The sequence below is a fragment of the Herbidospora galbida genome (assembly GCF_005233835.1).
GTDB lineage: Bacteria > Actinomycetota > Actinomycetes > Streptosporangiales > Streptosporangiaceae > Herbidospora > Herbidospora galbida.
In genome coordinates this window covers 39,244-58,921 of the sequence record NZ_SZQA01000008.1, presented here as the reverse complement: position 1 = coordinate 58,921, position 19,678 = coordinate 39,244, and the positions used below count along the sequence as shown (strand labels likewise).

The 19,678-nt window shown below is 71.3% G+C and carries 18 protein-coding genes; 7 read left to right on the top strand and 11 right to left on the bottom strand.

What is annotated here, in order from left to right; genetic code table 11:
- Window positions 1-4: 4 nt before the first annotated feature.
- The 4 genes from rocD to FDA94_RS10900 all read right to left on the bottom strand — a co-directional run bounded on the left by rocD (window position 5) and on the right by FDA94_RS10900 (window position 3,633).
- Window positions 5-1,207, bottom strand: a complete 1,203-nt coding sequence (gene rocD / locus FDA94_RS10915) for an ornithine--oxo-acid transaminase (RefSeq protein ID WP_137247057.1) — start codon at window positions 1,205-1,207, stop codon at window positions 5-7.
- Window positions 1,208-1,218: 11 nt separating this feature from the next.
- Entirely contained in the window at window positions 1,219-2,040 is an 822-nt protein-coding gene (ddaH, locus tag FDA94_RS10910) for a dimethylargininase (RefSeq protein ID WP_137247056.1), read from the bottom strand.
- A gap of 152 nt (window positions 2,041-2,192) precedes the next feature.
- The gene (locus FDA94_RS10905) at window positions 2,193-2,624 is read right to left on the bottom strand and encodes an Lrp/AsnC family transcriptional regulator (RefSeq protein WP_062340174.1); all 432 of its coding nucleotides are present in this window, start codon (window positions 2,622-2,624) and stop codon (window positions 2,193-2,195) included.
- A 364-nt stretch (window positions 2,625-2,988) separates the two neighbouring features.
- Entirely contained in the window at window positions 2,989-3,633 is a 645-nt protein-coding gene (locus FDA94_RS10900; RefSeq protein ID WP_137246942.1) for a TetR/AcrR family transcriptional regulator, read from the bottom strand.
- A gap of 55 nt (window positions 3,634-3,688) precedes the next feature.
- Between FDA94_RS10900 and FDA94_RS10895 the strand changes: the two genes are divergently transcribed.
- Together FDA94_RS10895 and FDA94_RS10890 are read left to right on the top strand one after the other, a co-directional pair.
- Complete coding sequence (locus tag FDA94_RS10895; RefSeq protein WP_137246941.1) at window positions 3,689-4,417, top strand: ABC transporter ATP-binding protein; 729 nt, start codon at window positions 3,689-3,691, stop codon at window positions 4,415-4,417.
- A gap of 146 nt (window positions 4,418-4,563) precedes the next feature.
- Window positions 4,564-5,283, top strand: coding sequence for an ABC transporter permease (locus tag FDA94_RS10890; protein ID WP_137246940.1), 720 nt, complete (start codon window positions 4,564-4,566; stop codon window positions 5,281-5,283).
- Here the strand turns inward: FDA94_RS10890 and FDA94_RS10885 are convergent.
- From FDA94_RS10885 to FDA94_RS10870, 4 genes are all read right to left on the bottom strand, one after another.
- Window positions 5,280-5,507, bottom strand: a complete 228-nt coding sequence (locus tag FDA94_RS10885) for a DUF397 domain-containing protein (protein WP_137246939.1) — start codon at window positions 5,505-5,507, stop codon at window positions 5,280-5,282. The genes FDA94_RS10890 and FDA94_RS10885 overlap by 4 nt on opposite strands.
- Window positions 5,508-5,567: 60 nt before the next feature.
- Window positions 5,568-6,458, bottom strand: a complete 891-nt coding sequence (locus FDA94_RS10880; protein ID WP_246059738.1) for a helix-turn-helix domain-containing protein — start codon at window positions 6,456-6,458, stop codon at window positions 5,568-5,570.
- Window positions 6,459-6,596: 138 nt separating this feature from the next.
- The gene (locus tag FDA94_RS10875) at window positions 6,597-8,699 is read right to left on the bottom strand and encodes an MMPL family transporter (RefSeq protein ID WP_137246938.1); all 2,103 of its coding nucleotides are present in this window, start codon (window positions 8,697-8,699) and stop codon (window positions 6,597-6,599) included.
- An 82-nt stretch (window positions 8,700-8,781) separates the two neighbouring features.
- Window positions 8,782-12,150, bottom strand: a complete 3,369-nt coding sequence (locus FDA94_RS10870) for an ATP-binding protein (protein ID WP_212735271.1) — start codon at window positions 12,148-12,150, stop codon at window positions 8,782-8,784.
- A gap of 153 nt (window positions 12,151-12,303) precedes the next feature.
- Here FDA94_RS10870 and FDA94_RS10865 point away from each other — a divergent pair, with 153 nt between their 5' ends.
- Both FDA94_RS10865 and FDA94_RS10860 read left to right on the top strand, forming a co-directional pair.
- Window positions 12,304-12,963, top strand: coding sequence for a hemerythrin domain-containing protein (locus FDA94_RS10865; RefSeq protein WP_137246937.1), 660 nt, complete (start codon window positions 12,304-12,306; stop codon window positions 12,961-12,963).
- Window positions 12,964-13,001: 38 nt separating this feature from the next.
- Complete coding sequence (locus FDA94_RS10860; RefSeq protein WP_137246936.1) at window positions 13,002-13,658, top strand: hemerythrin domain-containing protein; 657 nt, start codon at window positions 13,002-13,004, stop codon at window positions 13,656-13,658.
- Here FDA94_RS10860 and FDA94_RS41055 read toward each other — a convergent pair.
- Both FDA94_RS41055 and FDA94_RS41050 read right to left on the bottom strand, forming a co-directional pair.
- A complete protein-coding gene (locus FDA94_RS41055; protein ID WP_137246935.1) occupies window positions 13,655-14,371 on the bottom strand; it encodes a DUF5941 domain-containing protein in 717 nt (238 codons plus the stop codon). The genes FDA94_RS10860 and FDA94_RS41055 overlap by 4 nt on opposite strands.
- Entirely contained in the window at window positions 14,368-15,903 is a 1,536-nt protein-coding gene (locus FDA94_RS41050) for a CDP-alcohol phosphatidyltransferase family protein (protein ID WP_281286559.1), read from the bottom strand. Before FDA94_RS41050 ends, FDA94_RS41055 begins: the two co-directional genes overlap by 4 nt.
- Before the next feature lie 169 nt (window positions 15,904-16,072).
- On the opposite strand from FDA94_RS41050, the gene recO reads away from it, so the two are divergent.
- Genes recO through FDA94_RS10835 form a run of 3 tightly spaced genes read left to right on the top strand, consistent with a single transcriptional unit; the run spans window position 16,073 to window position 19,142 of the window.
- Window positions 16,073-16,822 (top strand): DNA repair protein RecO, encoded by a 750-nt coding sequence (gene recO / locus FDA94_RS10845; RefSeq protein ID WP_137246933.1) that lies wholly within the window; start codon window positions 16,073-16,075, stop codon window positions 16,820-16,822.
- A gap of 10 nt (window positions 16,823-16,832) precedes the next feature.
- Entirely contained in the window at window positions 16,833-18,329 is a 1,497-nt protein-coding gene (locus tag FDA94_RS10840; protein WP_137246932.1) for a hypothetical protein, read from the top strand.
- Window positions 18,330-18,371: 42 nt separating this feature from the next.
- Window positions 18,372-19,142, top strand: a complete 771-nt coding sequence (locus FDA94_RS10835) for an isoprenyl transferase (RefSeq protein WP_137246931.1) — start codon at window positions 18,372-18,374, stop codon at window positions 19,140-19,142.
- Here FDA94_RS10835 and FDA94_RS10830 read toward each other — a convergent pair.
- Window positions 19,139-19,663, bottom strand: a complete 525-nt coding sequence (locus FDA94_RS10830; RefSeq protein WP_137246930.1) for a CGNR zinc finger domain-containing protein — start codon at window positions 19,661-19,663, stop codon at window positions 19,139-19,141. The two genes, FDA94_RS10835 and FDA94_RS10830, sit on opposite strands and share 4 nt — an antisense overlap.
- Between the last annotated feature and the right edge of the window lie 15 nt (window positions 19,664-19,678).

Here is a 19,678-nt window from a genome sequence, read left to right as displayed (position 1 = left end):
CGAGCTACGGCCGGCCTTCGGCCGTCCGCAGCTCGCTTCCGGTGAGCACTACCTCCAGCTGCGCCAGCGCCCACTCGATCTCGCGGGCCTCGACCACCAGGGGCGGGGCCAGCCTGATCGTGCTGCCGTGGGTGTCCTTGGCCAGCACGCCACGCGCCATCAGGCGCTCGCACACCTGCCGGCCGGTGGCCAGCGACGGATCGATGTCGACCCCCGCCCACAGGCCACGGCCGCGTACGGCGGTGACCCCCGGCAGCGCCCGCAGGCCCTCGAACAGGACCGATTCGAGCTCGCGGGCTCGGGCCTGGTATTCGCCGGTCTTCAGCAGGTTGACCACGGTCTCGCCGACGGCGCAGGCCAGCGGGTTGCCGCCGAACGTCGATCCGTGCTGGCCGGGCTTGATCACGCCCAGCACGTCGGCGTTCGCCGCGACCGCGCTCACCGGGACGACTCCGCCGCCGAGCGCCTTGCCCAGGACGTACATGTCCGGGACCACGTTCTCGTGGTCGCAGGCGAAGGTGTCGCCGGTGCGGCCCAGGCCCGACTGGATCTCGTCGGCGATCATCAGCACGCCGCGCTCGGTGCACAGCTCCCTGACCTGGCGGAGGTAGCCGTCCGGCGGGACCAGCACCCCGGCCTCGCCCTGGATCGGCTCCAGGAGCACGGCCACGGTGTTCTCGTCCATCGCGTCGGCGATCGCGTCGGCGGAGCCGTACTTCACGATCCGGAACCCGGGCGTGTAGGGGCCGAAGCCGTCGTGCGCGTCGGGGTCGGTGGAGAAGCTGACGATCGTGGTGGTGCGGCCGTGGAAGTTGTCCTCCATCACGACGATGTTGGGCTCGGTGACGCCCTTCACGTCGTGGCCCCACTTGCGGGCGACCTTGATCGCCGTCTCGACGGCCTCGGCGCCGGTGTTCATCGGCAGGATCATGTCCTTGCCGCACAGCTCCGCCAGCCCGGCGGCGAACGCGCCGAACCGGTCGTTGAAGAAGGCGCGGCTGGTCAGGGTGACCCGGTCGAGCTGGGCGTGGGCGGCCGCCAGGATCAAGGGGTTGCCGTGGCCGAAGTTCAGCGACGAATAGCCGGCCAGGCAGTCGAGGTAACGCCTGCCCTCGACGTCGGTGACCCAGGCGCCCTCGGCGGAGGCGATCACCACGGGCAGCGGGTGGTAGTTGTGCGCGCTCCGGCTCTCGGCCAGCTCGATCATGTCTCGCGTGTTCAAAGGCGGATCTCCAGGGTGCAGCACTTGGGGCCGCCGCCGGCCTTGCGCAGTTCCGACAGGTCGACCGGGATGACCGAGTAACCGTGGCGCGACAGTTCCGCGCTGAGCCCGGTGGCCTCGGCGTTGACGATCACATTCTTGCCGTCGGAGACGGCGTTCAGCCCCAGCACGAGCGCGTCCTCCTCCGAGGCGATGATCGCGTCGGGGAACATCCGCCGCAGCACCCGCAGGCTGCCCTCGGAGAAGGCGCCCGGGTAGTAGGCGACGTTGCGCCCGTCGAGCGGGAACAGCGCCGTGTCGAGGTGGTAGAACCGGGGGTCGACCAGCCGCAGGGTGACGACCGGGCGGCCCAGGAACTCCTGCGCCTCCATGTGGGCGGCGACGTCGGTCCGGAAGCCGGTGCCGGCCAGGATCACCTCGTCGAGGGTGAGGAAGTCGCCCTCGCCCTCGTTGGTGAACTCGGCCTCCTTGATCGGCAGGCCGAGTTCGGCGAACCACTTGGCGTAGGCGGGCCCCTCGTCGGCCCGCTCGGCGTGCGCGAACCGCGCGCCGTAGACGTGCGCGTCGACCACGAGGGCGCCGTTGGCGGCGAACACCATGTCGGGCAGCCCGTCGATGGGGTCGATCACGCTCACCCGGTGGCCCAGCGACTCGTATGCGGCCTTCAGGGCCTCCCACTGCGCCAACGCCTTCTCGGCGCTGGCGCCGGCGGCCGGATCCATCCAGGGGTTGATCGCGTACGTGACGGCGAAGAATTCCGGTCGGCACATAAGGAAGTGACGCGTCGTGGCCACCCGCTCGCGGGTGGTGGTCGTCATCTCGTAAGCGGGTGTGTTCACGCACGTCTCCGGCGGTGAGCTGGGGCAACTGCTCTCAGACTAGGAACAGGCGACCTGGGCTCCAATGCGGCGACATTGCGTCCTTAACGCGGTCTCTTGCGTTCTTGGGGCGGTAGGCGGTGATTTGTTGCTCAGGTGATCAGCCGGGTGAGCACGATCGCACTTTTGGTCCTCGTGACGAACGGCTCGGCGGCGATCCGCTCGATGACCTGCTCGACGTGCCGGACGTCGGTGGCGCGGATGTGCAGCAGGGCGTCCGCCTCGCCGGTGACGGTGCAGGCCGACACCACTTCGGGGTGCCGGGAGACGGCCAGCCCGATCTCGGCGGGAGAGGTCTTGCCCCGGCAGAACAGCTCGACGTAGGCCTCGGTGGTCCACCCGAGGGCGGCGGGCTCGACCCGGGCGGTGAACCCGGTGATCGCCCCCTGCTGGACCAGCCGATCGACCCGCCGCTTGACCGCCGGCGCCGACAGGCCGACCTGCCCGCCGATTTCCGCATATGTCGCCCGGGCATCGTCCACGAGGGCCCCGATGATCGCCCGGTCTAGCTCGTCCAGCTTCACGACCATCTGTATACCGCCTGAAACCACGTCCCCCGTGAGCGGGACGCGCGGATCCTCTTTTCTCTCCGTTACGGCTCCGCCCGGCCGGCCCCGCCCACCGCCCCCGGTCCGGCGGGCGACCGGCGCTCCTCGGCCGCGCCCGGCGCGCCCGTCACGAGGAGGGGTGAGGCGTTCATCGGCCGCGCCCGGCCCGCCCGTCACGAGGAGGGGTGAGGCGTTCATCGGCCGCGCCGGGCCCGTCCGTCACGGGCCGGGCGCGGCGGGTCTGGTCGGTCGGCGCTGCCTCAGGTCGGCGTGTGGCCGAACTCGGTCAGGGGAGCCGAGTGCGGCGTCGTCGCACGTCATCGCGTGAGTGCGGGATCGCTCAGTCGCGCGGGAGGGGAGCGCGGGCGAAGCCGGGGGCGGCGCGTTCCAGCAGGTCGAAGGCCCTGATCGCCTCTCTTCTGAGGTCGGGCAGGATCGTCTCCGGGGTCTCGCCCGCGGTGCGGCGGGCGAAGTAGGACGAGGCCGTGATGCGGACCACCGCGCAGACCCCGGCGGCGATGATCTGGGGCGTGATGTCGCCGGGCTCGGTGCCCGCCTCGTCGGCGAGGGTCTCGGCGAGGACCTGTTCGCGCCGCTCGTGGAGTTCCCGGATGCGGGAGACCAGCGACGGCGCGTCGTTGATCATCTTGGCCACGAGTTCGCTGCCCTCGGAGGTGCCGTAGCGCCAGTCGCGGGTGTCGACGGCGTCGAGGACGTCGCGGCGGATGGCCTCGACGGCCGACTCGCCCGGCCGCCGGTCGCGGACCACGATGGCGAGGAGCTGCTCGGCCTCGTCGAGGCGGTCGAGGCAGAGGTCCTCTTTGGTTTTGAAGTAGTTGAAGACCGTGTTCACCGAGACGTCGGCGACCCTGGCGACCTCGGCGACGGTCACGTTGTCGAAGCCGTGGTGCAGGAAGAGGCTCATCGCGATGTCCGAGATCTTGAGCCTGGTCTCCCGCTTCTTGCGCTCGCGCAGGGTCTCCATGGTGGGGATCCTAGCAAACTTGTAGTGACACCAAATTTGTGGTTACTCTACCGAAGTGATTACCGCGAGAGCGCTGACCAGGACCTTCAAGGGCGTGCCCGCCGTGCGGGCCGTCGACCTCGACGTCTACGAAGGAGAGATCTGCGGGTTCCTCGGGCCGAACGGGGCCGGGAAGACGACCACGCTGCGGATGCTGACCACCCTCCTCAGGCCGACGTCCGGCGCCGCGACCGTGGCGGGCCACGACCTCGTCGACGACCCGGCGGGGGTGCGCGGATCCATCGGCTACGTCGCCCAGGGCGGCATGTTCACCCCGCTCTCCCGGATCGGGGACGAACTGCGGCTGCAGGCCCGGCTCTACGGGCACTCGGCCCGCGAGGCGCGGCGGCGGACGGGGGAGGTGCTCGACCGGCTCGACCTGGGCGGCTTCGAGCAACGCACCCCGGCCTCGCTGTCGGGCGGCCAGGCCCGGCGGGCCGACCTGGCGCTGGGGCTGATCCACACCCCCAAGGTGCTCTTCCTCGACGAACCGACCAACGGGCTCGATCCCCGGGCGCGGGCCGAGCTCTGGACGTACATCAGGGGCCTGAAGACCACGATCTTCCTCAGCACCCACTACCTCGACGAGGCCGACGCCCTGTGTGACCGCGTGCTGATCATCGACGGCGGCCGCATCGTCGCCTCGGGGTCCCCGGCCGACCTGAAGCGGGACCACGCGGCGAAGACCCTCGACGAGGTCTTCCTGACGGTGACGGGCCGCCCGATGGAGGAGACGGCGGCGTGAACCGGGCCGAGAAATGAGCACCGTGTTTGTGCGGAAGTATGTGTCCGGATTTTTCCGGATGCCTTCATCGGATGGGTGCGCTCAACCCAAACGATCTTCGTTGGGAAACGTCCCCGCATTCGGGGTGACAAGAAGGAGGTCATCGGATGACTGCGTTTGTTGTGGCGGCGCATTATCTGCGCGAAACGTTCCGTAACCGATTCGTGATCGTTTTCGGAGTGGTCCAGCCCGGGCTCTATCTCGTCTTCTTCGGGCCGGTGTTCACCGGGTCGGGCGTCGGCACCTGGGACGTCCTCGTCCCCGGCCTGCTCATGCAGCTCGCGCTGCTCACTTGCGGGCTCACCGGGTTCAACATCGTGTTCGACCACCGCTTCGGGGTGCTCGAACGGCTCCGGGTGACCCCGGCGAGCAGGTTCGCGCTGCTGGTCGGCCGGGTGCTCAAGGACGCCGTGCTGCTGCTGGTGCAGGCGGCCGTCCTGCTCGCGCTCGCCGCCGCCTTCGGGCTGCGGGCGTCGGTCCCGGGCATGGTCGCCGGGCTCGCACTGGTGATCGTCATGGCGCTGGGGCTCGCGGCGCTCTCGTACGTGGCGGCCCTCACGCTCGGCGACGAGCTGTTCCCGCCGGTCGCCGGCACGGCGGTGGTGCCCCTGCTGCTGCTGTCGGGGGCGCTGCTCCCCATGGAGGGCGCCCCCGCCTGGCTGGACGTCGCCTCGCAGGCCACCCCGTTCCGGCACGTCGTGGACGCCCTGCGGTCACTCTTCGCCGGGTCGACCGAAGGGGTCGGGCAGGCGGTGGTGGGAGTGGCGCTGTTCCTCGCCGTCGCGCTCCCCCTGGCGACGCGCGTGTTCAGCCGCGAGAACGCCTAACCGAGCAGGTGGTCGAAGCGGCCCGACTTGATCTCGGTGAGCATCGCGGTCAGCGCCTCGGCGCCGAAGAGCAGCGCGGGGCCCTCCGGGTCGCGGGAGTTGCGCAGGGCCGTGGTGCCGTCGGGAAGGCGGGCGAACTCCACGCAGCTGCCGTTCGGGTTGCTGTGACTGCTCTTCTTCCAGACGACATGCCGCAGCTGACCGGAATTCGGAACGTATCCCATCGCACCCTCTCATTGGTTCAGAGGGCCACCCTAGTAGGTCATCTGCACGTGCATCGGAGATTACAGAGAGGTGCGAATCTCCGTCAGGAGATCGTGTGTCTGCCGGGCCTGGTGGGCCTCCACGCACAGGCTGTTCATGACCTGCATGTAACGGTCCACCTCGTCGAGTTTCTCCAGGTAGAGGGCGCTGGTGAGCTGTTCGAGGTAGACCACGTCGGGCAGTTCGCGCTCGTCGAAGCGCAGGATCGTGAAGGGCCCGCCGGCCGCCGCGTGGCCGCCCCGGTCGAACGGCACGATCTGGAGCGTGATGTTCGGGTGCTCGCTCATCTCCAGCAGGTGGTCGATCTGGGCGCGCATCACGTCGCGGCCGCCGAGCGGGCGGCGCAGGGCGGCCTCGTCGATGACCGTCCAGAGCTTGACCGCGTCGGGGCCCTCCAGGCGGGCCTGGCGGGTCATCCGGAGGGCGACGCGGCGGTCGATCTCCTCCTCGGGGGCGCCGGCGTTGGCGAGCAGGATGACCGCGCGGGCGTAGTCGGGGGTCTGGAGGAGCCCGTGGACGAACTGGACCTCGTAGGCCCGGATCACCGAGGCGGCCTCCTCCAGGCCGACGTACATCTCGAACCAGGAGGGGAGCAGGTCGCTGTACTTGTGCCACCAGCCGGGCGAGTTGGCCTGCCGGGCCAGGGTGATCATCGCGTCGCGGTCGACGGCGCTGGTCACGCCGTAGAGGGTGAGCAGGTCGGCGACGTCGCGTTCCTTGAAGCTGACCCGGCCGAGCTCCAGGCGGCTGATCTTCGCGTGGGAGGCCCGGATGACGTGACCGGCGTCCTCGGGCGAGATGCCCTTGGCCCGGCGGAGCCGCCGGAGCTGGGCGCCGAGGAGGATGCGCAGCACCGTGGGGCCACCACGGGAGTACGAGAGCACGCCGGGGTGGGCCGGTTCAGCGGTCACGACTGTCTCCACACGGGTTACGTCACAGGTCGGGCATTTCCTTAACCAGTGCATCATTGTCGCATCAGTGGCCCTTGGCAAACAGTGCAGCATTCATGGGAAAATGCCAAGAGCCGCCACCTGCACGTGCATATGCGATTATTTGTTGATTAGTACTGATTCGTTAGACCGGCTGACAATGAGGGCCGCGTCGTGGTGGCGCACCTCCGGCAGCAGCCGGTCGACCCAGCGCGGCAGCCACCAGTTGGCCCGCCCGAGCAGCGCCATCGTGGCCGGGACCAGCACCAGCCGGACGAGCGTCGCGTCGATCAGCACGGCCGCCGCCATGCCCACTCCGGTCGTCTTGACGGTCACGTCGGGGTCGAGCGCGAAGCCGACGAACACCGCCACCATGATCGCGGCGGCGCTGGAGATCACCCGGCCGGTCGAGGACAGGCCGCGGATCACGCTGCCCTTGGCGTCGCCGGTGGCGAGGTAGTCCTCCCGGATCCGGGACAGCAGGAACACCTCGTAGTCCATCGACAGGCCGAACAGCACGGTGAACATCAGGATCGGCACCCAGCTCGACACCGCGCCGCCGTGCGGCAGGCCGACCAGGGCGGCCCCGGCGTCGGTCTGGAACACCGCCGTGATCACCCCGTACGCCGCCCCGACCGACAGCAGGTTCATCACCGCGGCCTTGAGGGCGACGACCGGCGCCCGGAACAGCACGGTCAGCAGCAGCAGCGACAGCGCCACCACGAACGCGACCACCACCCAGAGCCGTTCGGCCAGGCGGTCGGAGATGTCGCCGAACACCGCCACCACGCCGGTCACCATGACCCCGTCGGGGAGGGTCGCCCGCAGGTGCCGGACGAGCTCGGTGGTCCGCTCGTCCTGCGGCCCGGTCGCGGGCTCGACGGTGATCACGGCGGCCTGGCCCTGCGTGACCGGCGGGGCCACCGCCGTGACGCCGGGCACCGCCGCCAGCCGGGCGGCGACGCCGGGGGCGAGCGAGGCGTCCATGGCCAGCACGATCGGGCCGTTCGCGCCGGGGCCGAACTCCGCGGCGACGAGGTCGTAGGCGACGCGGGTGGTCTTGCTCTCGGGCTGGGTGCCGGCGTCCTGCGGCCAGGTGCGCATGCCCAGCGTCGGCGCGGCCAGCGCCAGCAGCACCACGACCGCCACGAGCGCCGACCGGACCGGCCGCTCGCCCACCCACGCGGCCCACCGGGCCGTGCGCGGCGCCCGCACCACGGGCTTCACCAGGCCGAGCCGCTCCCGGCGGGGCAGCACCCGGCGGCCCGCCAGGCCCAGCATCGCCGGGACCAGCGTGATCGAGGCGATCATGACCGCCCCGACGGTGGCGAAGGTGGCGTACGCGAACGACGCGTAGACCGGCAGCGTGGACAGGTTCAGCCCGAACAGCGAGACCAGCACGGTCAGGCCCGCCATCAGCACCGACGACCCGGCGGTCGCGGTCGCGTGGGCCGCCGCCTCCCGGGGCGACAGGCCCGCCCGCAGCGCCTCGACGTGCCGGCTGACCAGGAACAGGGCGTAGTCGATGCCGACCCCGAGGCCGACCATCGTGGCGATCGTCGGGGCGATGGTGGAGATCTCGGTCAGCGCGGCCAGCAGCGTGACCAGCGCGGTGCCGACGCCCAGGCCCATCAGCGCGACGAGGATCGGCAGCCCGGCCGCGACCAGCGAGCCGAGCCCGGCGATCAGGATGAGCAGGGCGGCGACGATCCCGACCACCTCGGCGGTGCCGCTCGGCGCGGAGACGTTCTCCGGCACCTCGCCGCCGAACGCGACCGTGAAGCCGGCCTGCCCGGCTGGGGCGGCGGCCTCGGTGAAGGCGTCCACGGCCTCGGAGCCGGTGAAGTCGGTGACCGGCACCGAGTAGCGGACCTCGATCAGCGCCGTGTCGCCGTCGGCCGACAGGCGCGGCGGGGCGACGCGGGAGACGTCGGGCATGGCCGTGAGCCGGTCGGTCAGCGTGGCCAGCAGGTCGGACGGCACCCGGCCGTCGCCGTGGACGACGACCCGGGACCCGGCCCCGGCCATCGCGGGGAAGTGCTCCTCCAGGAAGGCCGTGCCCTCCTGCGAGGGAATGCCGGGCACGTCGTAGTCGTCGTGGGTGGTGCCGCCCGCGGCCGTCGACAGGCCGGTCGCCGCGACGAGCGCGACCAGCCAGACGGCGAGCGTGCGCCACGGATGTGCGGCGGCCGCGCCACCAAGGCGGCCGAGCAAGCGTGACATCGGGGGTGTCCTCTCGTGGTCGGATACACCCCCACGGTCGTCCCGGGCGCTTGGTCGCCTCTTGGACCGGGCTTGGAGCCGGTCAGCGGGCCGAGAGCCCGGCCAGCGCCTTCTCCGCGTCGGCGGCCCAAATGGGCGCGCCCCGATGGCGGGCCACCTCGGCGGCGTGCCGGTAGTGCTCCGCCGCCTCGTCGAGGTCGCCCAGGCGGACCGCGAGGTCGCCCAGCAGGTGGGCGACCGGTCGCAGCGAGACCGACAGCGAGGCCGCGCCCGGCATGCCGTCGCGCAGCGGCAGCAGCTGCTCGCGGATCTGCCGGGCCTCCTCCGGCGACCCCACCTGAGCCACCGCCAGGGCGCGCAGGCCCAGGTAGAGCGAGTAGTAGAAGTCCTGGCGGATCGGGGCCAGCTGGGACCGGATCTCGGCGGCCTCCTTCAGCCGGCCCTCCCGGCTCAGCGCCAGCGCCAGCAGGTCGTTGACGATCGCGCCGTGCTCCTCGTGCAGGGCCCAGGCGACGTCGGCGTACTCGCCGTGCCGGTCCTGGGTGAGCCTGATCGAGAAGAGCGCCAGCGCGTGGGCGCCCTCGGCGTTGAGCGAGCCCTTGCGCTGCAGCAGGCCGAAGGAGGCGGCGTAGGCGGCCTGCGCGCCGTCGAGGTCGCCGGCCACGTGGCGGAGCGTCGCGTAGGCGACGTTGGTCACCTCCCGCGCCTCGACCATCTGGTACGCCGTCGCGAGGTCGTGGGCCGCCTTCAGGTGCCGGTGCATGCCGGGCAGATCACCCAGCATCCAGCACGCCCGGGTGGCCACGAACATGCCGTACCAGCGGTAGGGCAGCAGATGGTCGTGGCGGAGGGCCAGGTCGGCCAGCCGTACGGACAGGTCGAGGACCTGGCGCGGGTTCAGCTCGAACGGGGTCTCCTTGATCCGGACCGTGAGGGCCAGCGCCGTCATCGCCGGGTCGTCGAGCGCGGCGGCCAGCTCCTCCAGTTCGGCGGCGGCCGCGGCGCTGCGCGGGTCGCCCTCGTTCTCGAGCTCGGAGACGATCATCTCCAGCAGGCGGCACCGCACGACCGGGTCGAGGTCGCCCCGCTTCAGCAGGCGGGTGATCAGGCCGACGGTGCGTTCGTCGACGTAGGAGTAGGGGCGGATGAGCCACGGGGTGGCCTCGGTCCAGCAGGAGAACGCGGCGATCAGCAGGTCGTCGCGGCCGGCCGCCTGGGCGATCTCCACCGCCTTCTGCCGGGTCGTCCGGGCGTGCGCCACCGCGCCGTCCTGCACCTGGGCGCGGACCAGCGCGGCCAGCAGCTCGACCTTGGCGGCGTCGCGGTCGGCCATCGCCTGGGCGGGCAGGCGCTCGAAGGCATCGAGGGCCTGTTCGTAGAGCTCGGTGGCGGTGTCGTAGGCGTAGCGCCGGGTGGCCAGCTCGGCGGCCTTGACCGAATGGGCGACGGCGCGCCCGGCGGTCGCCGAGGTGCCCGCGCGGGCGTAGTGGTGGGCCAGCGCGGTGTGGTCGTCGGGGTGCAGGGCGGCCAGCGCGTCGGCGACGCGGGCGTGCATGCGGGTCAGGCGCACCTGCGAGAGATCGTGGTAGAGGGTGTCGCGGACCAGCGCGTGGGTGAACCGCACCCGGCCCGGCGACGGCTCGGTGAGCAGGCCGGTCAGCACGCCCGCCTCCAGGGCGTCGAGCACGCCGTCCTCGTCGGCGTCGGCGGCGCCGACCAGCACCTCGACCTCGGCCTCCCGGCCGACGGCGGCGGCGAGCCGGAGCACGGTGACGGCGGGCGCGGGCAGCCGGGCCAGCCGCCGGCGCAGGACGTCGCGGACCCCTTCGGGAACGCTCCTGGCCACCCCCGCCAGGCTGCCCTCCGAGGCCAGCAGGCGGGCGCTCTCGCGTACGTAGAAGGGGTTGCCGCCGGTGCGCTCGGCGATCCAGGCGACCGTCCCGGCCTCGACCCCGCGTCCGCAGACCGAGGTCACCAGCCGCTCGACGTCGCCCTCCGACAGCCCGTCGAGGTGGAGCCGGGTGGGGGAGCGCCCGGCCAGCGCGGCCAGCGCGTCTTCCTGGGCGTCGGTCACGTCGGAGGGCCGGTAGGCGGCCACCAGCAGCACCCGGGCGGCGGTCAGCTCCTCGGCCACGGCGACCAGCAGGCCGAGGGTCTCGGCGTCGGCCCGGTGCAGGTCGTCGAGCACGATCGCCAGGGCCCGCCCCGAGGCGCCGGTCAGCGCGCGCAGCCAGGCGCAGGCGGCGCGGTGCATGCGGAACCGGCCGGCGGCGCCCTCGTCGGAGGGCGGGCGCGCGTCGCCGAGCAGCGGGGCCAGCGCGTCGGCGTGCTCGTTCAGCGGGGCGATCCGGGTCAGCGGCGACAGCGCCTCGATCCACGCCCAGGCGGGCGGCGCGCCCTCGGTCTCGGGGCAGCGCCCGGTCGCGACCAGCCAGGTCGCCGGGTCGAGGTCGTCGGCGATGCGGGCCATCAGGGTCGACTTCCCGGCGCCCGGCTCGCCGCTGATCAGCACCACGCCCGCGTCGCCCGCGGCGGCGCGGGCGGCGACGCCCGCGATCTCGGCCAGTTCGAGGTCGCGGCCGACGAACAGCGGGCCCGTGGGATCGGTCCAGTTCTCGGCCGCGCGGGGCGCGGAGATCGTGACCGGCGCGGTCCCGGCCGGTCCGGGCGCGCGGGTGGCGGCGTGGAGCAGGTCGAGCCGCTGCGCCAGCACCGCCTCTTCGAGGTCGGTCAGCGCCGGGCCGGGGTCGAGCCCCAGTTCGTCGACGAGGGTGGTGCGGGCCCGGCGCAGCGCCGCGAGGGCGTCGGCCTGGCGTCCGCTGCCCCACAGGGCCAGCGCCAGCAGCCGCCAGCCCTCCTCACGCAGCGGTTCGCGGCGCGTCAGCATCTCGGCCGCCGGTACGGCGTCGGCCGGCGGCGCCGACCGCAGGGTGGTCTCGACCAGCAGTTCCTGGGCGACCAGGCGGACCTCGGTCAGCCGGGCGGCTTCGGCGACGGCCCATTCCTCGTCGGCGAACTCGGCGAACGCCGCGCCCTGCCAGATGCCCAGGGCGTCGCTCAGCAGCGTGCGCGCGGCGGCGGGGTCACGGGCGCTCAGGTCGCGGGCCTCGGCGGCGGAGCGTTCGAACCGCCAGGCGTCGACGGCGTCGGCGTCGAGGCGGACGGCGTACCCGGGGGCGGCGCTCACCAGCACCGAGGCGGGGGCGCGCGGCGGCCGGCCGGGTTCGAGGAGGCGGCGCAGGTTGGCCACGTAGGACTGGAGTGACGCGATCGCCTTGGCCGGGGGTTCCCCGCGCCACAGGTCCTCGATCATGCGGTCGACGGAGACGACGTCTCCGCGCGAGGCGACCAGCAGGGCGAGCACGGCGCGCTGCCTCGGGCCGCCGAGGGCCACAGAACGCCCGTCGACGTCCGCTTGGAGGGGACCAAGCACCCGTACACGAACGGTCACGCGGCCAGGTTATACCCCCAGAACATCCCAAGAGACCTTCAAGCCGCATGGCGGACATTCGATGCCTGACCTCGACAAAGCGAGATGCGGGCGGCCGAAGGCCGGCCGTGGCTCGCGCCATGAATCCGCCGCGAAGAAAGGCTGAAGAGGATCATGTCTGCCGATCGGCCCGACACCCACGACATGCTCGTGGTCCACCGGGTGTTCCGCCGCGAGTCCCGGGTGCTCGCGGAACTCGTGCCCACCGTCGCCGCCGGCGACGTCGTCCGCGCCGGGATCCTGGCCGCCCACCACCGCGACTACGCCATGGGCCTGCACCACCACCACACCGGCGAGGACGACCTCATCTGGCCCAAACTGCTGGCCAGGGTCGACCTGGAGGCCGACATGGTGATCCGCATGGAGCACCAGCACGAGCGCGTCCAGGCCGGCCTCGACCGCATCGCCGCGGCGCTGCCCGAATGGGAGCGCACCGCCGACCCCGGCCTGCGCGACCACCTGGCCGGCCTGTTCGCCGACCACCGGGCCGCCCTGCTCGAACACCTCGACGACGAGGAGAAGCACGTCCTGACCCTGATCGAGGAGCACCTCACGGTCGCCGAGTACGCCGCCGCCGGGGCCCGGTTCGCCACCGCGACCCCCGACGACAAGCTGCTGCTGTTCCTCGGCGCGATGCTGGAGGAGGCCACCCCGGCCGAACGCGCCCACCTGCTCGGCAGCCTGCCCCTGGTCGCCCGGCTGGCCTGGCTCCTGGTGGGCCGGCGCCGCTACGCGCGGCGCGTGGCGCTGGTACGCGGGGCTTCAAGAGGGTGACCAATCATCTCCAAGTACCCCGTCCCACCCTGGAGCGCATGACGAACGAACGCCCTTACGTCCAAGAGATGGTCATGATCCACCGGGTCTTCCGGCGCGAGTCGAAGATGATGCCCGAGCTGTTCCGCCGGGTCAGGGCCGGCGACGTCGCCCGCGCCGCCCTCATGGCGGAGCACTACCGGGGCTACGCCGACGGCCTGCACACCCACCACACCGGCGAGGACGACCTCCTCTGGCCGAAACTGCTGGCCCGGGTCACCCTGGAGGCCGACCTGGTCAACCGGATGGAGCACCAGCACGAGTACATCGCCGACACCATCCACCGCATCGGCGACCTGCTGCCCGAGTTCGAGCGCACCGCCGACCCGGTGCTGCGCGACCGCCTCGCCGACCTGCTCACCGACCACCACCAGGCCCTCGACGAGCACCTGCGGGAGGAGGAGACGCACATCCTGCCGCTGGTCACCGAGCACATCACGGTCGCCGAGTGGAACGAGATGGGGGAGCGCGGCGTCAAGGAGGCGTCGGGCGGCTCGCTGAAGCAGCAGCTGATCGTGCTGGGCGCGATCCTGGAGGACGCCACCCCCGAGGAACGCGCCCACTTCATGGGCAACCTGCCCGTCCCCGCCAAGATCGCGTGGAACCTGGCGGGGAAGCGCTTCTACGCCAGGCGCAGGGCGCTGGTGCGCGGCTAGTTGGGCTCGGCGTCGCCGGTGGCGGCCTCGACCGCGTCCTCGGGGCTCGCCTCGAGGTCCTGCTCGGCGTTGGCCACCGCCAGCGCCGACTGCTTGTCGAGCCGCACCCAGCTGTTGACGCTCTCGACCGAGAACAGCACCACCAGGTAGAGGGTGAGCGCGCCCGCCACCCAGGTCAGCGTGCCGGTGGCCGCGCCCGCGCCGAGCAGGAGCAGCCGCACCTCCCAGCCGAGACCCGCCTGGAAGATCCACGCCGGGGGCCAGATGCTCTGCCGGGTCCGGTAGACGGTGTCGTAGGTGTGGTAGCCGACGATGTAGAGCAGCACGAACAGCAGCCACTTGGGGGTGTCGGCGGCCAGGCCGATCAGGATGATCGTCAGGAACTCGGCCGCCCGGAGCAGCGGCGGCGTCAGCCAGTCGAACCGCCCCAGATGGTTGTGCGAGGCGGTCGGCAGCACCAGCAGGGTGAGCACCACGGCGGGCGCGAGCAGGATCGGGCCCTCGGTCAGCGACCCGGTCACTGCCAGCGCGACGATCGCCAGCAGCGCCGCCAGCGCCATCGGCACCGGCGGCAGGCCTCGGCCCAGCCGGGGCTTCAGCAGCGTGACCAGCGGACCGTCGTCGCGGTAGGCCACCAGGCGCGCGGTCTGCACCCGCTGCCGCTCCAGGTGGGGGTCGACGACCTCGGGCTCGGGCTGGGGGTGCGTGATCATGCCATCGACCTCAGAAGACGTCCGGTCAGGGTGTACGTGGCCGCGATGCCGCCCCAGGTGATCAGCACCAGGAACGTGACTCGGGGGTCGAAGAACGCGGTGACGATGGCGATGGCGGCGAACCGCTCGCCGATGGGGAAGACGATCATCTTGCGGGCCCAGTGGACGGTCCGGAACTTCCCGGCCTTCGTCCACAAGCGCAGCAGGTTCTTGACCGTGCCGCCGCTGGTGGCCTTGCGCACCTCGAGGGCGTCGCGCAGCGGCCGGTCGTCGGCCACGGCCAGGTCGAGCGTCGGCAGCGGGTTCGGCGGCTTGCGGCGGTTGGCCGCGCCGAAGGAGAAGTCGAGCAGGTGCTTGACCGACTGGAGCGCCAGCGCGATCAGGGCCAGCGTCCAGATCTCCTCGCCGTCGCCGAACTGCCCGGAGACCGTGGCCCCGACGGCCAGGCCGACGAAGACGGCGTACTCCTTGAACCGGTCGAACGTCGCGTCGAGCCAGGCCCCGAGGACCCCGAACTTGCGGGCGTACCGGGCGACCTGCCCGTCGACGCAGTCGAACACGAACGCGAAGTAGATCAGCACGCCGCCGGCGACATAACCGGGCCGCCCGCCGGTCGCGAACGCGCCCGCGGCCAGCAGCCCCAGCGCGATCGAGATCAGCGTGACCTGGTTGGGGGTCAGCCCCCGCCGCGCCGCCCACCGCGCGATGAACCGCGAGTAGGTGCTGACGAAGTAGGTCGTGAAGAACCCGTCGGCGCCCTTCACGGCGTTGTCGAGCCGGGCCCGGTCTTCGTCGAAGGTCAGGAACTCCTGGACCGACTCGTGCGCGTTCCCGGCGTTCACCTGCCGGTAGAACAGGTCACGGCGGCCCCGGATGCCGACCGACACCCCGCGCCGGACCAGCCCCAGCACCAGCAGCTCGGTCACGCCGTCTTCGGGCCCGGTGAGCGAGGCGAACTCGGCCAGGTCGCGGGCCGCCTCGGCCAGGTTGGCCACCTGGCTCGCCTTGAGGTGCAGCGGCCCGAGGAGCGCCGCGTTGGGCCGGGTCACCTGGTGGTAGGCGCTGCCCTGCGAGATCACCCGGGTCTTGCTGATGCGGGCCCGCTGGGGACGCCCTTCCAGGATGTTCATCCCGATCTCGGGCACCGCCTCCTCGATGGGCGGCGGCTCGGGGGCGTCGGGGTCGCGCTCTTCACGGACGACCAGCGCGACGGCGCCCCGCTTGGACTTCACGAGCTGGTAGATCAGCTCGTCGTGGATCAGCGAATCGGCCGGGAGGACCAGCAGGTCCTCTTCCAGCCCCGCGGCCACCTCGGCGATCACCCGGAGGTCCCCGGCCCGGTCGGCGCTCTCCACCGTCCGGGCGCCTGGGTAATATGCGGCTTGACCTGGCCGAATGATCACGACCGGCTCGGGGTCGTAAGGCACGGCCTGGTCGATCAGCCGCTGGAAGGCCATGGGGGAGCCCGGCAGGCCGGTGAGCGGCAGCGGGGGCGCTCCGTTTTCGGAGCCCAGCAGCACCACGCGGGTCATGGCACCCTTTCTCTGGTTCATGCGGCGGGCGGAGGAAACCCACGCAGAGGCCAAAGCTTAGTGACCTTTCGGTTAACCCGTCGCACCACAGGTTTACCGGACGTATAGACGGCGCCACGAGGTTACTTACCTAAATTTCACCAAACGTGACCCCGAGTAGGCTGACGCCGTGAGTCTCTACCGTGACGAGGGCGTCGTCCTGCGCACCCACAAACTGGGCGAGGCCGACCGCATCATCACGATCCTGACCCGCCGCACCGGCAAGGTCAGAGCGGTCGCCAAGGGCGTCCGCAAGACCAAGTCCCGCTTCGGCGCCCGCCTGGAACCCTTCACCCACGTCGACGTCCAGTTCCACACGGGCCGCTCCCTCGACATGGTCACCCAGTGCGAGACCATCCGCCCCTACGGCGAACCGCTGGTCTCCGACTACCCCCGCTACACGGCCGGCACGGCCATGCTGGAAACCGCCGACCGGTTGACCCTGGGGGAGAAGGAACCCGCGCTCCGCCAGTTCCTCCTGCTGGTCGGCGGCCTGCGGACCCTGGTCGACGGCTCCCACGAGCCCCGGCTGGTCCTGGACGCCTTCTTCCTGCGCTCCCTGGCGGTGGCCGGGTACGCCCCTGCCCTCTCCGAGTGCGCCCGGTGCGGCGCGGAGGCGGTCCGGGCGTTCGCGATCGTGGCGGGAGGAGTGGTGTGCGGGAACTGCCGGCCTTCGGGGGCGGCGGTCCCGGCGGCGGAGACGATCGCGTTGATGATCGCGCTGCTGCGGGGGGACTGGGAGGCGGCGGACGCGTCGGAGGCGCGGAACCGGGTGGAGTGCAGCGGGCTGGTGGCGGCTTATCTGCAGTGGCACCTGGAACACGGAATCCGTTCACTGAAGCACGTTGAACGCGGCGTCGCGCCGTCTGAATTCCGTTAGATTGCGGGCGGTGGAGCTACTCCCCGCCGATCTGAACATCGCCGAACAGAGGATCGTCGCCGCATTTCCCGTGGGAGCGCCCGTCGATCTCACGCGGCTTCCCGACCGTCGGGTGCGCGCCGACGTCATCGCCGCGGTGCTTTTCGGCGCGTGTGACCTTCCGCGGGGAGCGCGTCCCGCATTACGCGTCACCGGCGCCCGGATCACCGAAGAACTCGTGCTCGAAGCCGGCGCCATCGCCGCGCCCGTCGCAATGACCGGGTGCGACTTCGAATCCGGCGTGAACCTGGCCGACGCCACCGCCGTCACCATTCGCCTTCACGACTGCAGAATCGCTGTCCTGTACGGCTCTGACCTGCGCACACAGGGAGACTTCGAGATCACCGACGGCTCGGCGGTAATGGGCGCGATCGATTTGCAGGGCGCCCGGATCGGCGGTGACCTGCGATTGTCGAAGGTTCATCTGCACCCCGGCGAGAAGACGGCGGTCTACCTCAGCCGGGCCAGAATCGACGGCGGATTGTTCGTCCGGGACTCGTTGGTCTGCGGCCAGCTCCGCATGATCAGTGCGCACGTCGGCGGATTGTTCACCGCGCGGGGATCGGATTTCCGGCCGGAGAAGGTGTCGGCGATTCAGGCGGAACGAGCGAAAGTGGGAGAGAGCGTATTCATCGACCGGGGATTCCGCTCGACCGGGCGGATCTATCTGCGTCACGCGGAGATCGGCGGAGGAATCGGGGCCCAGCGCGGCCGGATCGCCGGAACGACCGATGAGAGCATCAATATCACCCGCGCCGCGATCGGGCGCAACGTGCATTTCCATGGTGCCGACCTGAACGGCGGCTTCAACGCGAAGGGTTCGCGAGTCGGCGGCGACATCGACCTTGACAAGACGGTTTTCGCCGAAGGCACGTCCGTCGACTTGTCGTTTGCCGACGTGAGAACGGTGAGGGTCAGATTCGCGGTACCGCCCGACTCGATGAATCTCGAAGGCGCGACGTTCGGCGTCATCCAGGACGACCGCGACGCGTGGCCCCGCGACGTGCGACTGGAGGGCTGTACCTACGGTGCGATCAAGGACGACGGCAAGATCGGCCTCCGCGATCGGCTGAAATGGCTTGATCGAGACGCGGGCGGCTTCTCGCCGCAGCCCTTCGAACAGCTCAGCGCCATGTACCGCGCCCGGGGCGACGAGGCCGCCGCCCGCCGGGTCGCGCTCGAACGCCACCGACGCCGCCGCAGGACCCTGACGCCCGGGTTCGGCTATCGCAGTTGGCTGGCGGGGATCTGGCTGGCCGCGCTGCTGGCGACCGGCGCCACGATCTTCTCCGTGTGGCCGCCCATCGCCGTCGACCCGAAGACGCCACGCCACTTCGAGCCGGTCGTCTACACCCTCGATCTGCTCCTCCCGGTCGCCGACCTGAAACAGGAGCCCTACTGGCAGTTCGGCTGGGGCCTGGGCACCGCCGTGATCGCGGGCCTGATGCGACTGTTCAACCGCAACTGAGGCGGAACGAGGACCGTCCGGGACCGAATACGCTCAGGGACCATGGTTCGACCCCCGACGCCCCACCCTTCCGGGGCCACTCCGCCCGCCCTGCCCGCGGACCTGGTCCCCCGTCACGTCGCGATCGTCATGGACGGCAACGGCCGCTGGGCCAAGCAGCGCGGCCTGCCGCGCACCAAGGGGCACGAGATGGGGGAGGCGTCGCTGTTCGACGTCATCGAGGGCGCCATCGAGATGGGCATCCCCTACCTTTCGGCCTACGCCTTCTCGACGGAGAACTGGAAGCGGTCGCCCGACGAGGTCCGGTTCCTGATGGGGTTCAACCGTGACGTCATCCGCCGTCGCCGTGACGAGCTCAACGCCATGGGCGTCCGGGTGCGGTGGTCGGGGCGGCCGGGGCGGTTGTGGAAGTCGGTCATCCAGGAGTTGTCCGACGCCGAGGTCATGACGCGGGGAAACTCCACGCTGACGCTGCAGTTCTGCGTCAACTACGGCGGGCGGGCCGAGATCGTCGACGCCGCGCTCAAGCTGGCGGCCGACATCGAGGCCGGCAAGATCAAGCCTGGGAAGGTCAACGAGAAGACCTTCGCCCGCTATCTCCACCAGCCGGAGATCCCCGACGTCGACCTGTTCATCCGGTCGTCGGGCGAGCAGCGGACCAGCAACTTCCTGCTCTGGCAGTCGGCGTACGCGGAGATGGTCTTCCTCAACCGCCTGTGGCCCGACTTCGACCGGCGGGACCTGTGGCAGGCGTGCGAGATCTACGCCAGCCGTGACCGCCGCTACGGCGGGGCGGTCCCGAACCCCGTCTAGGCCCGCCTGCGGGCCCGGTAGGCGGCCACGTGCATGCGGTTGCCGCAGGTGCGTGAGTCGCAGTAGACCCGCGACCGGTTGCGTGACTCGTCGACGAACACGTTGGCGCAGTCGGGGGCCGAGCAGGTGCGCAGGCGTTCCCACTCGCCCTCGACCAGCACGTGGGCCAGGGCCACGCCGCAGTCGGCCGCCAGGTGTTCGGCCAGGGACGCGCCCGGCGCGAAGTAGTGGACGTGCAGGGCGAAGCCGTCGTGCCTGGTCAGGCTCGGAGTGATGCGGGTGCGGCCGAGGAGGGTGTTCAGGCGGGTGACCGCCACGTCTTCGTCGGGGGAGGTGAAGACCTCGTGGAAGGCGGCCGAGAGGGTCTGGACCTCGGCCAGGTCGGTGGCGTTGACGAACTCGACGCCGCTCACCTGGCGCCGGAGCACCAGCGCCCCGAGTTCCTCGAGGTCACCGGGTGGGGAGTTGACCAGATCGACCACAGTGGCCAGAGAGTGCACCATGTCGTGACTGAACGGCATCGCAGCTCCTGTGTC